This window comes from Nocardioides sp. NPDC101246 (assembly GCF_044767415.1).
Lineage (GTDB): Bacteria > Actinomycetota > Actinomycetes > Propionibacteriales > Nocardioidaceae > Nocardioides.
The window spans coordinates 203600-218161 of sequence record NZ_JBIWNX010000006.1; the positions used below are offsets into that span (position 1 = coordinate 203600).

14 protein-coding genes are annotated in these 14562 nt (G+C 69.0%); 11 read left to right on the top strand and 3 right to left on the bottom strand.

The window, feature by feature from the left end:
• Positions 1-119 precede the first annotated feature (119 nt).
• From ACIRON_RS13115 to ACIRON_RS13150, 8 genes are read left to right on the top strand one after another with little or no spacing between them, the layout of a single operon-like run.
• Positions 120-1331 (top strand): MFS transporter, encoded by a 1212-nt coding sequence (locus ACIRON_RS13115; protein ID WP_402992737.1) that lies wholly within the window; start codon positions 120-122, stop codon positions 1329-1331.
• A complete protein-coding gene (locus ACIRON_RS13120; protein WP_402992738.1) occupies positions 1318-2601 on the top strand; it encodes a Rieske 2Fe-2S domain-containing protein in 1284 nt (427 codons plus the stop codon). The genes ACIRON_RS13115 and ACIRON_RS13120 overlap by 14 nt, the downstream gene beginning before the upstream one ends.
• An 11-nt stretch (positions 2602-2612) precedes the next feature.
• Positions 2613-3680, top strand: coding sequence for an ABC transporter substrate-binding protein (locus ACIRON_RS13125; RefSeq protein WP_402992739.1), 1068 nt, complete (start codon positions 2613-2615; stop codon positions 3678-3680).
• 5 nt (positions 3681-3685) lie between these two features.
• The gene (locus ACIRON_RS13130) at positions 3686-4522 is read left to right on the top strand and encodes an ABC transporter permease (RefSeq protein WP_402992740.1); all 837 of its coding nucleotides are present in this window, start codon (positions 3686-3688) and stop codon (positions 4520-4522) included.
• Between the two features lie 32 nt (positions 4523-4554).
• Positions 4555-5427 (top strand): ABC transporter ATP-binding protein, encoded by an 873-nt coding sequence (locus ACIRON_RS13135; protein ID WP_402992741.1) that lies wholly within the window; start codon positions 4555-4557, stop codon positions 5425-5427.
• On the top strand, positions 5424-6539 hold the full coding sequence (locus tag ACIRON_RS13140; RefSeq protein WP_402992742.1) for a zinc-binding dehydrogenase: 1116 nt from the start codon (positions 5424-5426) through the stop codon (positions 6537-6539). Before ACIRON_RS13135 ends, ACIRON_RS13140 begins: the two co-directional genes overlap by 4 nt.
• Positions 6536-7027: a hypothetical protein gene (locus ACIRON_RS13145; RefSeq protein WP_402992743.1), complete on the top strand. Its 492-nt coding sequence runs from the start codon at positions 6536-6538 to the stop codon at positions 7025-7027. The genes ACIRON_RS13140 and ACIRON_RS13145 overlap by 4 nt, the downstream gene beginning before the upstream one ends.
• A complete protein-coding gene (locus ACIRON_RS13150) occupies positions 7024-7980 on the top strand; it encodes a PDR/VanB family oxidoreductase (protein ID WP_402992744.1) in 957 nt (318 codons plus the stop codon). The genes ACIRON_RS13145 and ACIRON_RS13150 overlap by 4 nt, the downstream gene beginning before the upstream one ends.
• Before the next feature lie 18 nt (positions 7981-7998).
• On the opposite strand, the gene ACIRON_RS13155 is transcribed toward ACIRON_RS13150, so the two are convergent.
• From ACIRON_RS13155 to ACIRON_RS13165, 3 genes are all read right to left on the bottom strand, one after another.
• Positions 7999-8772 carry an IclR family transcriptional regulator C-terminal domain-containing protein gene (locus ACIRON_RS13155; protein WP_402992745.1) on the bottom strand — a complete coding sequence of 258 codons (774 nt, stop codon included), beginning with the start codon at positions 8770-8772 and terminating at the stop codon, positions 7999-8001.
• 129 nt (positions 8773-8901) lie between these two features.
• Positions 8902-9780 carry an alpha/beta hydrolase family protein gene (locus ACIRON_RS13160; protein WP_402992746.1) on the bottom strand — a complete coding sequence of 293 codons (879 nt, stop codon included), beginning with the start codon at positions 9778-9780 and terminating at the stop codon, positions 8902-8904.
• A 225-nt stretch (positions 9781-10005) separates the two neighbouring features.
• Positions 10006-11175, bottom strand: coding sequence for a glycoside hydrolase family 19 protein (locus tag ACIRON_RS13165; protein ID WP_402992747.1), 1170 nt, complete (start codon positions 11173-11175; stop codon positions 10006-10008).
• Positions 11176-11339: 164 nt separating this feature from the next.
• Here ACIRON_RS13165 and ACIRON_RS13170 point away from each other — a divergent pair, with 164 nt between their 5' ends.
• The 3 genes from ACIRON_RS13170 to ACIRON_RS13180 all read left to right on the top strand — a co-directional run bounded on the left by ACIRON_RS13170 (position 11340) and on the right by ACIRON_RS13180 (position 14561).
• Positions 11340-12500 carry an ROK family protein gene (locus tag ACIRON_RS13170; protein ID WP_402992748.1) on the top strand — a complete coding sequence of 387 codons (1161 nt, stop codon included), beginning with the start codon at positions 11340-11342 and terminating at the stop codon, positions 12498-12500.
• Between the two features lie 73 nt (positions 12501-12573).
• The gene (locus tag ACIRON_RS13175) at positions 12574-12984 is read left to right on the top strand and encodes a hypothetical protein (RefSeq protein WP_402992749.1); all 411 of its coding nucleotides are present in this window, start codon (positions 12574-12576) and stop codon (positions 12982-12984) included.
• A complete protein-coding gene (locus ACIRON_RS13180; protein WP_402992750.1) occupies positions 12981-14561 on the top strand; it encodes a multicopper oxidase family protein in 1581 nt (526 codons plus the stop codon). The genes ACIRON_RS13175 and ACIRON_RS13180 overlap by 4 nt, the downstream gene beginning before the upstream one ends.
• Position 14562: the final 1 nt, after the last annotated feature.

The window sequence follows — 14562 nt, forward strand, 5'->3', positions numbered from 1 at the left end:
CACACCCTAACGAAGATCGGGCAGATTTTCCCGTCCTTCACTTGACCTGGGATCTCCATCATGCGACCGTGTGTCGGCGATCACAATGCACAGTTGTACGCATAGCGGAACGAGGATCTATGAACAGCGACACGGTCGACGTCGTCAGCACCCGGGAGCAGACCTCCCCGGTGCTGTGGATGTCGCTGTTCGTGTGCATGGGCATCGGTCCGCTGTTCCTCTACACGCTCACCGCGATCTCCCCGCTCGTGATCGCCGATCTCGACCTGAGCCCGGCCGAGTACGGCGCGATCTCGACCGTGACCTTCGGCTCAGCAGCGCTCTCGGCACTCCTCCTGGGCGGGCCGTCGAGCCGTTTCGGTGCGCGCACCGTGATGGTCGCGGTCGCCGTAGGCTCGATCGCCGGCCTCGCAGTGCTGGCCCTCGCCGAGTCGTACGCTGTCGTGCTGGTCGCGGGCGTGCTGAGCGGTGCCGCCCAGGCGCTCTCCAACCCAGCCACCAACCGGACGGTTGCCGGGCTGCCGGTCCAGCAGCGGGGCGCCCTCGTCGGCTGGAAGCAGTCCGGGGTCCAAGCCGCGCAGCTCGTCGCCGGTCTCACCGCCCCGCTGATCGCGGCCGCCGCCGGGTGGCGCTGGGCCGTCGCTGCCGGCGTCGTCCTCGGCCTCGTCGGCGTGGTCAGCGCGCTAGCGACCCACGCCGAGGCAACCCCCAAGCAGACATCGGGCAGGACCAAGGAATCCACCGGCCCCGTCTCGGTCGCGAGGCTGACGGCGTACACGTTCTTCATCGGATTCGGTCTCCAGGCGACCAACGCCCATCTCCCCCTCTTCGCCCACGTGAACCTCGGTCTGGGCCTGCGCCCCGCGGGTCTGATCGCCGCGCTGGTCGGGCTGGTCGGACTGTTGAGCCGCATCTGGTGGGGCCGTCGCGCGGACGCAGAGTCTCGGCAGGCGTCCACGCTCCTCAGCCTGGCCGCCGGCGCGGCGCTCGGCGTCGTGCTCGTGATGGCCTCGAGTCTGGTCGGCAGTTGGCTGGTGTGGGTCGGCGCCGCCGTGTTCGGTGCGGCTGCACTCGCATCCAACGCCGTGACCATGGTGGTCCTGATCCGCACGGTTCCCGTCGCCTCTCTCGGCACCGCGACAGCGTTCCTGGCCACCGGCATGTACCTCGGATTCGGCTCCGGACCGCTCGTGTTCGGGCTCACCCTCGACCTCGGCGCCGGCTTCGGCGTCGCCTGGCTGGTCCCGCTGGCCGCCTTCGTAGCGGCAGCACTCATCAGCCTTCCCCACCGCATCACCCCTCTGAAAGGCAACCTGCATGCTCACCCGTGAACAGAACGACCTGCTGACCCAGACCGGTCCGGGCACCCCCATGGGCAACCTGTTCCGTCGTTACTGGATCCCCGCGCTCCTCTCCGAGGAGATCGAGGGCACCGACTGCGACCCGGTGCGGGTGCAGCTCCTCGGCGAGAAGCTGATCGCGTTCCGGGACTCCGAGGGCCGCATCGGCCTCATCGACGAGTTCTGCAGCCATCGCACGGCGTCCCTCTACTTCGGACGCAACGAGGAGGGCGGACTGCGCTGCGCCTACCACGGCTGGAAGTACGACATCGACGGCAACTGCGTCGACATGCCGTCCGAGCCCGAGGGCAGCAAGTTCTGCTCCAAGATCAAGCAGCGGGCGTACAAGGCCGTCGAGGCGGGCGGTCTCATCTGGGCCTACATGGGCGACCCGGACAACGAACCGCCGCTGCCGGACCTGGAGTGGATGGGTCTCACCCCGGAGAAGCGGTTCATCTCGAAGCGTCGCCAGTTCTCCAACTACCTGCAGGCGATGGAGGGCGGGATCGACTCCAGCCACGTCTCCTTCGCACACCGGTTCAACCTCGACGACGACCCGCTGCACTCCGGCACCGAGGGCAACAAGTACCTCAAGTCGGACACCCGCCCGAAGTTCGAGGTGGCCGAGTCCGACGGCGGTCTCCTGATCGGTGCCCGTCGCAACGCCGATGAGGAGAACTACTACTGGCGAATCACGCAGTGGATGATGCCGTGGTACACGATCATCCCGCCGTTCGGTGACCACAACCCGATGGGCGGTCACGCCTGGGTTCCCATCGACGACGAGACCTGCTGGGCCTGGAGCTGGAACTACCACCCGACCACGGACTTCGGCGAGCGCGAGATCAACGCTCTGAACGGTGGCGACGGCATCCACGTGAAGTACAAGCCGGGGACGTACGATCCGCTGGCCTCCGCCGAGAACGACTACCTCATGGATCGCGGCGCCCAACGCCGCAAGGAGACCTTCTCCGGCATCGCGGGCATCGCCGCTCAGGACTTCTCGTTGCAGGAGTCGATGGGCATCGTCGCCGATCGAACCAAGGAGCGCCTCGGCACCTCCGACGCCGCCATCATCCTGGCCCGTCGCCGCCTGCTCGCCGCGCTCGACGAGGTCGATTCCGGTGAGCTGCCCGGCCTCGACCCCGCACACACGCGCGTACGTTCCACCTCGATCCTGCTTCCCCGCGACGTGCCCTTCCAGGAGGGCGCGAAGGACGTCCTCGTGGTCAAGCCCGGCGAGAACTTCCACTCGATCTGATCGGCTGACTCATGCGTACACACTTCAAGCGCTCGCGCGCGGTCGCGGCCGTCATGGCCGCCACCGTGGGAGCGATGACCATGGCAGGCTGCGGCACCGGCGCCTCGGGCGCGACGTCCTGCGTCGGCGTCGAGGTCGAAGCCGGCATCACCAACAGCCTCTCGGATGCGCTGCTCTTCATCGCCCAGGACAAGGGGTACTTCGCCGACGAGGGCCTCGAGGTGAAGCTCCGCCCGTTCAAGTCGGCCGGCGAGATGGTGCCTTATCTGGCGGCCGGGCACCTGGCCGTCGGCGCCGGCGCTCCGTCGGCCGGCTTCTACAACGGCATCGCCCGCGACATCGACATCAAGATCGTCGCGGACAAGGGTCAGCTGGTCACGAACCACGACTACATGCCGCTGCTGGTGCGCAAGGAGCTCGTGGACTCGGGCAAGGTCTCCAGCGTCAAGGACCTCGAGGGTCTCAAGGTGGCCGAGCCGGCTCCGGGCACGGCAACCTCGTCGACGCTGGCCGCCCTGCTGGAGCACGAGGGACTGACGTACGACGACGTGACGCACAGCTTCCTCGGCTTTCCTGATCACGTCGCCGCACTGCAGAACGGCTCGATCGATGCCGCGCTCACCACCGAGCCGGCCGCGACCAAGGCTCAGGAGAGCGGAGCGGCGGTGAAGCTCGCGGACTCAACCACGGTCTACAACAACCAGCAGCTCGCCGTGCTCCTCTACAGCGGCGACTTTCCCAAGGAGCAGGGCGAGGCGGCCCAGTGCTTCATGAACGCCTACACGCAGGCCGCGCACGACTACAGCGCTGCCGTCGAGGGCGGCACGTGGACCGGCGAGGACGCCGACGAGATCGCCACGATCATCGCCGACAACATCAAGTCCGATCCCGAGGCGGTCAAGCAGACCGTCCCCAGCTTCGTGAACCCCGACGCATCTCTCAACGTCGAGAGCCTGAAGAAGGACTACGACTTCTTCGTCAGGCAGGGCCTCTTCACGGGCACTTCGCAGATCGAATTCGACTCGCTGGTCGACACCAGCTTCGTCGACGAGGCGGCACAGACCGCGAGCAAGGAATGAGTGCCATGACCAATGTTGCAGAAGCGGCCGTCACCACGAGAGCAGCGGTTGCTGCCCGTCAGGTGAAGCAGCGCCGTACCTTGAGCAAGGGTGCCCTGCGCGCCATCTCGATCCTCAGCCCGATCGTCGTTCTGGTCGCCTGGGACGCGCTGTCCCGCGGTGGCGTGCTCGACGACCGCTTCTTCCCCGCACCGACGCTGATCTTCCAGGCGCTGTGGACCGAGGCAGCCAGCGGCGAGCTGTGGACCCAGTCCCAGCACAGCCTGACCCGCTTGGTCCTCGGCTTCCTGGTCGGGGCGATACCCGCTGTCATCATCGGTGTCGCGATGGGTCTCAACAAGGTCGTGAACGCGGCCGTACGTCCCATCATCTCCGCCCTCTACCCCGTCCCGAAGAGCGCGGTGCTGCCACTGTTCCTGCTCTTCTTCGGCCTGGGCGAGGACACGATCTGGTACTTCGTGGCGATGGGGGTCTTCTTCCCCGTCGTCATCAACACCTACACCGGCGTCTCGAACGTCTCGGCGATCTTCTACGACGTCGCCGAGAACTTCGGCGCCAAGCGGTTCACGGTCTTCCGCACCGTCGCGCTCCCCGGCGCGATGCCCAATGTCATCACCGGCCTCGAGCTCGGCGCCGGCATGGGCCTGATCATGCTCGCCATCGCCGAGATGATGGGCGGCCAGGGCAACGGCTGGGGCTTCATGGTCTGGAACTCCTTCCAGCTCTTCACCATCGAGTCGATGTACGCCTACCTGCTGGTCTTCGCGCTCGTCGGCCTCCTGCTCGCCCTCATCGTCGGATTCGTGGGGCACAAGCTCACCCCGTGGATCACCCGCCACTGACGGCGCTCTACTAGAGGAACGGACCACACATCATGTCCAACACCACTGCACCGGCCTCCGCCGAGGCAGGGTCGGCCACGGCCGACCCGAAGATCCGGATCCGCGGGCTCAGCAAGCGCTTCACGGTCCCCGGCGGCCACGTCGTCACCGCGCTCGACTCCGTCGACCTCGACGTGCCTCAGGGCCAGTTCCTGACGATCGTCGGCCCTTCAGGATGCGGCAAGACCACGCTCCTGCGCATGCTCGCCGGCCTGGAGTCGCCCTCGGAGGGCACCATCGAGGTCGTCGGCGGCACCGCCGGACGCCCGGAGAACTCCATGGTCTTCCAGGGCGACTCGATCTTCCCGTGGATGAGCGTCCGGGACAACGCAGCGTATGGCCTGACCGTACGGGGCGCCCCGAAGTCGGAGATCAAGGACACCGTCGGGCACTACTTGGACGCGACCGGCCTGACGAAGTTCGCCGACGCCTACCCCCACCAGCTCTCCGGCGGCATGCGGCAGCGCGTCTCGATCGCGCGTGCGTTCGCCAACGACCCCGAGATCCTGCTGATGGACGAGCCCTTCTCAGCTCTCGACGAGCAGAACAAGACGCTCCTGCAGGCCGAGCTGCTCCGCATCTGGGACGAGACCCGCAAGACGGTCGTCTTCATCACGCACTCCGTCGACGAGGCCGTGACAATGAGCGACCGGATCATGGTGATGAGCGCCCAGCCGGGCCGGGCCAAGGCGTTCATCGACGTGCCGTTCGAGCGGCCGCGCGACGTCCTGCAGCTGCGCCACGAGCAGGAGTACGGCGAGATCGTCTACGGCATCTGGAGCCAGCTGAAGGAAGAGGTCGAGAAGGCCAAGAAGCAGGCCGACGCCCGCGTCGCCCCGAAGAAGCGGGGGCTCTTCCGGCGATGAACGATCTGCTGGTTCGCGCCGCCGTCAGCGACGGGGCCGGCGGCACCGAGGTTCGGGAGCTTGTGCTCCCGGCCTCGGCAAGCAGGCTGCGCGTCGAGTCCTCCGCCGTGTGCGGCACCGATGTGATGCTCCACCAGCGGGGGCTCAAGGCTCCCGCGGTGCTCGGCCACCACACGATCGGCCGGATCGAGTACTTGACCTCCGAGGACTCCGAGACGCTCGGTCTCGGGGTCGGCACCCGCGTCGCCGTCGAGGAGTACGTCGGCTGCGGCGTGTGCGCCGAGTGCTCGGCCGGCCGCTACCGGCTGTGCGCGTCCGTCGACCTGTGGACCGGTGGTGAGCGGGTCGGGATGATCCCGGCCTCCCGCGCCTCTGGGCTGCACGGCGGCAATGCGGAGTTCATGGAGCTCTCCTCCCGCCACGTACTGCACCCGCTGCCCGAGCACCTCAGCGTCGACCAAGCCGCCTGGACACTGCCGTTGGCCAACGCCGTCGACTGGACGCTCGACGCCGGGGGCGTCTGCCCGGGGTCCAAGGTCGCCATCATCGGCCCCGGCTACCACGGGCTCTCCTGCGTGGCCGCCGCCGTCGCGGGTGGCGCCGAGACCGTCGTCGCGCTCGGCCGGCGGTCCAGCGCAGGCCGTCTCGAGCTCGCCCGCCGGCTCGGCGCAGCCGGCGAGCTCAACGACGACACCGTCGTCGATGTAGTACATGAGAAGTACGGCCCGCTCGATGCGGTCATCGACACCATCGGCACCCCGCAGACGATGGCGACCGCCATCCGGCTGCTGGGCCGCTTCGGCGTGTTGGTGATCGCCGGTCTCAGCGGCGGCGACGCCGCACTCGATCCGACCGCGATCGTCCGCAACCTGGTGACCGTTCGCGGCGTACGCGGCCGGTCACCGCAGGCCGTCACCCGTGCCATCGAGCTGCTCTCCTCCGGCCGGACCGGCCTGGAGCGGATCCCGACGCACAACGTTCCCCTGGAGCAGGTCGGACAGAGCCTGCGCGACATGGACCAGGGCAAGGCTCCGGTCACCCCTCATGTCGTGATCGACCCGTGGCTGCGGGCCGACTCCACCCCCTTCGAGTCTGTGAAGGAGACCCGATGAACCCCCTGCGCAGGTCCTACGAGGCCCGTGTTCTCGTCGTGCCGCTCGGTCCCGGCAGCGCCCAGCTCGTCGACGAGCTGCAGACCCTCGGGGTCGAGGGCGTCCAGATCCTGATCGGGCCGGACCCCGTCGAGGCGCTGACCAAGCCGCTGGGTGAGGGCGCCTGGGTGCCGCCGGCGTCGGCCGGCACCGGCGCCGTCGCCGAGTCGGCCGACATGGTGGTCCTCGTCGGCACCGACCTCACCGAGGTCCCCGAACCGGTGGTACGCGAGGTGTGCACCGCGGCGCGCGAGGGTGGCGACCTGATCGCTGCCGTCCTCGTCGCCCCCGAGCACTGGCAGGAGCCGACCGGCGCCTCGGCCATGATCACCCTGCGTCAGGAGGTCGACATGCTGGTGTCCGTACGCGGCCCCAAGTTGCTCGCCGCGCTGCTCGACGTCCTGCGCGGCGGTGCCCGTGCGGAGGCCTGTTCGGAGGTGTCGGCATGACCGGCGAGGAGCAGGACTTCTTCGAGGTCACCGTACGGCAGGCGAAGCTGGAGGCCGACGGTGTGATCTCTCTCGAGCTGGTGCCCGACAGCGGTCTGCTGCCGGCATACGAACCCGGGTCGCATCTCGACATCGAGCTGCCCTCGGGCCTGGTCCGGCAGTACAGCTTGTGCAGCCCGCCTGCCGACCTGAGCTTCTACCGGATCGCGGTGCTCCGCGAGCCCGAGGGCCGCGGCGGCTCCGAGGAGGCCCACGAGACGGCACTCGTCGGGAAGCGAGTCCGCATCCGCGGCCCCCGCAACCACTTCCCGCTGGAACCGTCCCCGCACTACCTGTTCATCGCCGGCGGGATCGGCATCACGCCGATGCTGGCGATGGTCATCCGCGCCGAGCGCGAGAAGTCGCCGTACGACCTGGTCTATGTCGGCCGCCATCTCGAGTCGATGGCCTTCCGTGAGAAGCTCGCGACAGGTCCGAACGTCAAGGTAGTGGTCACCTCATCGACCGGTCGTCCCGATCTTGCCTCGCTCGTCGACGGTGCAGGAGATGACACCCTCATCTACGCCTGCGGCCCGATCTCGATGCTCAAGGAGCTCGAAGAGGTGTGTGAGAAGGCGGGCCGGTCCGCTCAGCTCCGACTGGAGAAGTTCGCCTCCGACGGCGAAGCGCTCGCCGAGGCGTCGACCGGTGACTCCTTCGAGGTGGAGCTGCGCAGGTCGGGAACCGTGCTCGCCGTCAGCTCCGACCAGGGTCTCCTCGAGGTGATCGAGGGTCACTGCGACATCATGACCTCCTGCGAGGACGGCTTCTGTGGCACCTGCGAGACGACGGTCCTCGAGGGCGTCCCGGAGCACCACGACACGATCCTCAACGAGAAGGAACGGGCCTCCGGCAAGACCATGATGGTCTGCGTCGGGCGCTCGAAGAGCCCCCGGCTGGTGCTCGACCTGTGAGCAGAGAGCGCCACGGCGTCATGAGACGGCCAGCTCCGCCTCGATGGCGCGCGTGGTGACGAGCAGCTCGGGCAGGATCTCCTCGCGCATCTGCTCGACCGAGGTGCGGTTGACATGGGTGGCGACGTTCACGGCGGCGATGGCGCGACCGTCGGGACCGCGTACGGGCGCAGCGATCGAGCGCAGCGTCGGGTCGATCTCCTGGTCCGTGATGACGTAGCCGTCCTTACGTGCCTGGGCGATCCTGCGGGCGAGCTCGTCGGGGGCGACCGCGGTGCGTCCGGTGAGGGGCTCGGCATGCAGATGCTCGAGATAGTCGCGCAGTGCCTCCGGGGCGAGGTCGGCAAGCAGGACGCGCCCGCTGGACATCGCGTACGCCGGCATCCGGGTGCCCACCGCGATGTTGACCGTCATCATCCGATCCGCTTTCACCCGGTCGACGTAGACGACCGTGTCACCGTCCAAGACGGTCAGCGAGCAGGTGTCACGCACCCGCTCGGCGAGCGAGGTCAGATGAGGATGAAGCCGCGGGAGCCCCAGCCCCTCGAGGTACGCGTCGCCGAGCTCCATCACCTTGGGGCGCAGCTGGAAGGTGCGCCCGTCAGTGCGTACATACCCGACCCGTTCCAAGGTCAGCAGCAGCCGCCGCGCGGTGGCCCGGGAGGTGTCGGCGAGGGTCGCCACCTCGGCCAGTGACAGCGGCTGTTCGGCCTCGCTGAGGATGCCGATCACGTCCAGGCCGCGCAGCAGCGATCCGACGATCTCCTCACCCTTCGGGCTCGTCGTGGGCATGATCCGACCCTATCGGAGCAGTCGCAACCACCGCTGTTGCTCAACGCGGACATCGACGAGACGCTGAGCACAACGGAACCGGCCACCTCCCCCCGAGGTGACCGGTTCCGTACGCCCGAACCGGGTGGATCAGTCCGGGCAGGTGTTGCGGTAGTCGGACAGGTTGACCGAGGACGGCGCCGGGCAGAGGAACTGCGAGTAGCGGGTGTCGTCGTCGACGTACCTCTTCAGCCAGGTGACGAACAGGCGCCCTTGCCAGTCGTCGTCGGTGTTGGCGATGAGGTGGTCGCCGTTGTTGATCTCGCCGTACGCCTTCTCTCGCGCCCCGGTGGCCGAGGTGTAGAACGGGATCGAGTGCGACGACACCGGGGCGATCGTGTCCAGCTCCGCGCCGATGATCATGGTCGGGACCTGGATGCCGGGCCAGGTCTTGTCGGTGTGCCAGGGCTGCAGCGCGACCGCGGCCTTGACCGAGGAGTCCTGGTTGGCCGCGGCGAGGGTGCCGCCGCCGCCCATCGAGTGGCCCGAGACCGCGATCCGGGTCTCGTCCAGACGCGAGGCGACGGCCGAGGAGGCGTCCTCCTTCAGGTAGTCGACCGCGGCCAGGATCTGCGAGCCGCGGCTGTCGGGCTGGTCGTAGATGGTGTCGGTGTCGATCGCGAAGACCACGAACCCGTGCGAGGCGACCCGGCGGGCGACGGAGGCGTACATCGAGGACGACGCGGTGAAGCCGGGCGCGAGCACGACGCCGCCGTACGTCCCTTCGCTGGTCGAGGTGGGGTAGTAGATCGTCCCGCCGCCGAAGCCGAGCACCAGAGAGGAGACCGAGGTCGTGGCGAGAGAGAACGTGCCGTTGTCCAGAACGCTGGCCGAGGTGGGGTTCGGGCCGCGCTCGTAGGGGCTCTCCGCGTCGGCCGGCGCGACCAGGCCGAACAGGGGGAGAGTGACGGCCGCGGCGACCGCGGCGATTCGGAGAGAGAGTGACCTGAGGGGGTGTGATTCGAGCACCGAGCATGCTCCTTCGTCCATCCGGCCCCGGGCTGTCCGGGGTTCCGGTTGCTACTCGACGGTAGGGGCGCGCCCGGGCGGCGGGCACCGGCACAGGAACAGAACCTGTTTGGGCGGTTGTCACAAAACAGAAACAAGCGGCGTACGCAGGTGGGGCTGCGTACGCCGCTGTTTCTGTGCGGGGTGACGGGTGTGTCAGCAGTGCCTATCGCTTCGGGCTCCGCTTCAGCAGTACAGATTCCCACCCGGGTCGACCCCGAGCAGCGAGGTCACCTCGGTGTAGTTGTCGACGCGGCTCTGCACCTGGGCCGGGTTGCCGCCGTTGCACTCGATGGACCCGTTGATCGACCGGATGGTCTCGCCGAAGCCGGCGCCGTTGACCATCGCCGCGTGCGCGGTCATGGTGCCCGGGCCGTTCTGGGTGTTCCAGTACCAGAGCCCGGTCTTCCAGGCGACCGCCGGATCGGTGGCGACCAGGTTGGGGTTGTTGAGCAGGTCGATCCCGAGCGCGTCCCCGGCGGCCTTGTAGTTGAAGTTCCAGCTCAGCTGGACAGGACCGCGGCCGTAGTACTGGTCGTTGCCCGCGGGGCAGCCGTAGGACTGGTTGGGGTCGCAGTAGTGCGGGTAGTTGGCCTCGTTCTGCTCGACGACGTAGAGCAGGTCACCGGTCTCGTGGGCGACGTTGGCGATGAACGCCGCGGCCTCCCGCTTCTGGGTCGCCTCGTCCCCGGCATTGGTGAACTCCGGGTAGGCGCTGAGAGCCTCGACGAGCCCTGCGTACGTGTAGAAGGGGTTGCGGTTGGGGAAGAGCTGGTTGAACTGCGCCTCGCTGACCGGGAACTCACCGGCCACCGGGGCCGGCGACTCCGGGTCGGTGGCGGTGCCACCGATGTTCACGTCGATGCAGGCGTAGAACGCGTTCGTCGTGTCGGCGACGTTCCACACCGCGAGCACCTTCTGCCGGCCGGTGAACGACCCGAAGTCGACCTGGTGCTCGACGGTGGCCGGCGGCTGCGCGCCACCGTCGTCGAACTCGGCGATCTTGGTGCCGCCGATGAAGTACTGCCAGGTGCTGGTGCTGTGTCGGGCGCTCAGTGACCAGGTGAACGTCTGGTTGCGGCCGACCGGCGTGGCCTGCCAGTTCTTCGAGTCGTCGTCGAGCTCGGCGAACCGCGAGTTGCCGCCGGAGCAGCTGGTCAGGCCCTTCGGGCCCTCGACGCTCTGCGGTTCGTACTTGATGTCCCCGCACTCGACGGTGCCGGCAGCACACTGGGCCTGCCTGCTCGGGGGGTTCGAGATGTAGCCGTGCGCACTTGCGGGGCTCGTCGGCAACATGGCCAGGACGGGCGCCAGCAAGATCCCGCCGAGAACGGCGATCTTTGTCTTAGTACGCATTCCAAGCTCCTTGAGGGGGTTGAGATGGATGGCGATCGAGCCCTCACTGTAAGGTGCCTTTACAGTTACCGTCTAGACCCTGCGTGGACAAACACCGGCATAAGCCCTTCAGTTGTTAAGTTGCATTCCGTACGCCAGCCCGACCCTCGAAAGGAGCGCCGCCGATGTCGAGACCACCCCGGACACACCTGATCCGCGACACCAACGACCGCGCGGCGCTCGACCTGATGCTCTCGACCGGGCCGGTGACGAAGACCCGGCTCGGCGAGCTCGTCGGCCTCTCCAAGGTGACCGCGGGACAGCTGCTGATCCGGCTGGGCGAGCGCGGCCTGGTCGAGGTCGTCGGCACCCAGCAGGGCGGTCGCGGCCCCAACGCCGCGCTCTACGGCGTGGTCCCGTCGGCGGGCTATGTCGCAGCCCTCCACATCGGCCCCGACCAGATCACCGCGTCGGTCGCCGACATCACCGGCACCGAGCTGGCCACCGGTGCGCTCGACCCCCACGAGGCTTCCGACCCGGTCGAGGCGGTGCGGGCCACGGTCGCCGACGCCACCCGCAGCGCCGGCATCACCATGCCGCAGCTCAGCTGCCTCTCGATCGGTACGCCGGGCATGATCGACCCGCGCACCGGTGACATCCGCTTCGCCAACGACCTGCCGGACTGGCGCGCCGGAGTCCTCGCCGACCTCCGCCACAGCTTCCAGCGGCCGATACTGATCGAGAACGACGTCAACCTGGCCGGGCTCGCCGAGCAGTCCGCCGGAGCCTCCCACGGCGTCAAGGACTCGGTGCTCGCCTGGATCGACCGCGGCCTGGGGCTCGCGGTGATCGTCGACGGCCGCCTCCACCGCGGCGCCGGCGGCGGTGCCGGAGAGATCGGCTACCTGGCGGTTCCGGGCGCCTCCACGCCTCACGGCACCGACAGCCCGCAGCACGCGGCCTTCCAGTCGCTGGTCAGCGTCGAGGCGATGGACACCCTCGCCCGCGCTTTCGGCCTGAAGGGCAGCGGCGTGGAGTGCGTACGAGCGGCCGCCGCGGGCGACCCCGACGCCGAGCCGTTCCTGGAGGAGCTGGCCAGGCGGCTCGCTCTCGGCCTGGCGGGCATCTGCGTGGTGCTCGACCCCGAGCTGTGCGTGCTGGCCGGCGAGGTCGGGTGCGCCGGCGGGCCGGTCCTGGCCGCACGCGTGCAGAAGGCGATCGCCGCCCTCGGCCCCAACGTCCCCACCGTCGTCCCCACCGAGATCTCCGGCGACGCCGTGCTCCGCGGCGCCCTCCAGATCGGTCTCGACACGGCCCGCGACGAGGTCTTCACCCACCAGGGCTGACCCCGACGAGGATCCGCCGGCGGTCAGGGGAACACCCGATGCCATAGGTATCTCGGCTACATATCGTCGTGGTGTGACCACACAGATACGCGAGCGCCGACCACGCATCAGCCTCTTCTGCTTCCGAGCCGTCGCGGCCGTGACCGCGCTCTTCGCGATCGGGCAGCCGATCTTCATCGGCTCCTACTTCGCCGGCACCTTCGAGGCGTTGGGCCTCCACTCCGCGGGCGCGGCCGCGCTGCAGGGCCTCGGCCTGCTGCTGCCGATCGCCGCGGGCGCCGTCGTCGCGATGCGCGGGCGCTGGTGGTTCCTCATCTGGTCGGTCGCGCTCTTCTTCCTCATCCACGTCCAGGCGATCCTCGGCTACACCCGGGTCCTCCAGCTGCACGTCCCGGTCGGCGTCCTCACCGTCGGCGTGGCGGTGGCCGTGGCCATCGCCTCCCTGCGCCGCGGTGCCGGCAGCCCGCGGGAGGTGCGGCGATGAGGATCGGGCGACGCACCCTCCTCGGCGCCGGACTGGCCGCCCCGGTCGCCGGATCACTGGTCGCGTGCGGCGAGGCCCCCGGGCAGACCGGACGGATCCTGCGCAGCGCGGCACGGCTACCGAAGGCGTACGCGACCCCGCTGCCGTTGCCGCCGGTCAAGCGGCCCTCGGGCGGGATGATCGAGATCACCCAGCGCACCGCCTCGGTGGAGATCCTGCCCGGGCTACGGACCGAGATGATGACGTACGACGGGGTCTTCCCCGGGCCGACGCTGGAGACCCGCCGCGGCGAGGCAGTGACCGTACGCCACACCAACTCCCTCACCCTGCCCACCGCGACGCATCTCCACGGCGGGCACACCCCGGCGGAGAGCGACGGCTGGCCGACGGACCTGCTGCTGCCGCCCGGGTTCGAGGCGCACCAGGCCCACCACTCCGGCCATGGGAGCGGTCACGGGGCCGGGCACGAGGGCGGGCACGAGGCGATGACCGACCCGAAGGCGCAGGTCAGAACCGGGAAGCGCGACTACCGCTATCCGCTCGACCAGCCGGCGACGACGCTCTGGTACCACGACCACCGGATGGACTTCACCGCCCCGCAGGTGTGGCGCGGGCTGGCCGGCTTCCACATCGTCCGCGACGACGTGGAGGACGCGCTCTCGTTGCCGCGGGGAGAGCGGGAACTGCCGCTGATGATCGCCGACCGGGCCTTCGACGAGGACGGCGCGCTGCGCTACCCGGCGCTCGACCCGGAACTGCTCGGCGAGCCCGGCGTCGAGGACCGCTACATGGCCGGCGTGCTCGGCGACGTCATCCTCGTCAACGGCGCCCCGTGGCCCGAGGCCGAGGTCGAGGCGGCGCAGTATCGGCTGCGGCTGCTCAACGCCTCCAACGCGCGCCGCTACGCACTGAGCCTGCGGACCTCGGACGGGCAGCCCGTGAAGCTCACCCAGATCGGCTCCGACGGCGGCCTGCTCGGCGGACCCGTCGAGCACAGCGAGATCACGATGGCCCCGGGCGAACGGTTCGACGTCGTCGCCGACCTCCGCTCGCTCACGCCGGGGACGACTGTCGAGATGCGCAACGGCCTCGGCACCGGCCGGACCGCTGAGGTGATGCGGTTCCGGATCGCCCGCCGCACGACCGACGACGTCCGGATCCCGGCAAGGCTCGCCGACGTACCCGAGGCCGAGAAGCCCGACGGTGCGGTCGTGCGCCGATGGCACTTCCGCCAGGCGAGCGTGCACGGCCGGCGCGGCTGGGGGATCAACGGCAAGCCCTTCGACCCGGCGGTCCCGCAGGCCCGGGTGCCGCTGGGTTCGACCGAGATCTGGGAGTTCTTCACCGACGCGCACCACCCCGTCCACGTGCACCTCTCGCCCTTCCAGGTCCTGCGCCGCGGCAACCGCGGCCCGGGCCCGATGGACCTCGGCTGGAAGGACACCGTCGACGTACGTCCCTACGAGGCCGTCCGGGTCAAAGTGAGGTTCGAGAAGTACGCCGGCCGGTTCCTCATCCACTGCCACAACCTCGAGCACGAGGACATGGCGATGATGGCCGGCTTCGAGACGGTCTGAC

Coding starts and splice junctions, on each gene's coding strand:
- ACIRON_RS13135 (WP_402992741.1), top strand. CDS start 4,555: ATGTCCAACACCACTGCACCGGCCTCCGCCGAGGCAGGGTCGGCCACG.
- ACIRON_RS13115 (WP_402992737.1), top strand. CDS start 120: ATGAACAGCGACACGGTCGACGTCGTCAGCACCCGGGAGCAGACCTCC.
- ACIRON_RS13145 (WP_402992743.1), top strand. CDS start 6,536: ATGAACCCCCTGCGCAGGTCCTACGAGGCCCGTGTTCTCGTCGTGCCG.
- ACIRON_RS13165 (WP_402992747.1), bottom strand. CDS start 11,175: ATGCGTACTAAGACAAAGATCGCCGTTCTCGGCGGGATCTTGCTGGCG.
- ACIRON_RS13120 (WP_402992738.1), top strand. CDS start 1,318: ATGCTCACCCGTGAACAGAACGACCTGCTGACCCAGACCGGTCCGGGC.
- ACIRON_RS13140 (WP_402992742.1), top strand. CDS start 5,424: ATGAACGATCTGCTGGTTCGCGCCGCCGTCAGCGACGGGGCCGGCGGC.
- ACIRON_RS13170 (WP_402992748.1), top strand. CDS start 11,340: ATGTCGAGACCACCCCGGACACACCTGATCCGCGACACCAACGACCGC.
- ACIRON_RS13180 (WP_402992750.1), top strand. CDS start 12,981: ATGAGGATCGGGCGACGCACCCTCCTCGGCGCCGGACTGGCCGCCCCG.
- ACIRON_RS13125 (WP_402992739.1), top strand. CDS start 2,613: ATGCGTACACACTTCAAGCGCTCGCGCGCGGTCGCGGCCGTCATGGCC.
- ACIRON_RS13155 (WP_402992745.1), bottom strand. CDS start 8,772: ATGCCCACGACGAGCCCGAAGGGTGAGGAGATCGTCGGATCGCTGCTG.
- ACIRON_RS13150 (WP_402992744.1), top strand. CDS start 7,024: ATGACCGGCGAGGAGCAGGACTTCTTCGAGGTCACCGTACGGCAGGCG.
- ACIRON_RS13130 (WP_402992740.1), top strand. CDS start 3,686: ATGACCAATGTTGCAGAAGCGGCCGTCACCACGAGAGCAGCGGTTGCT.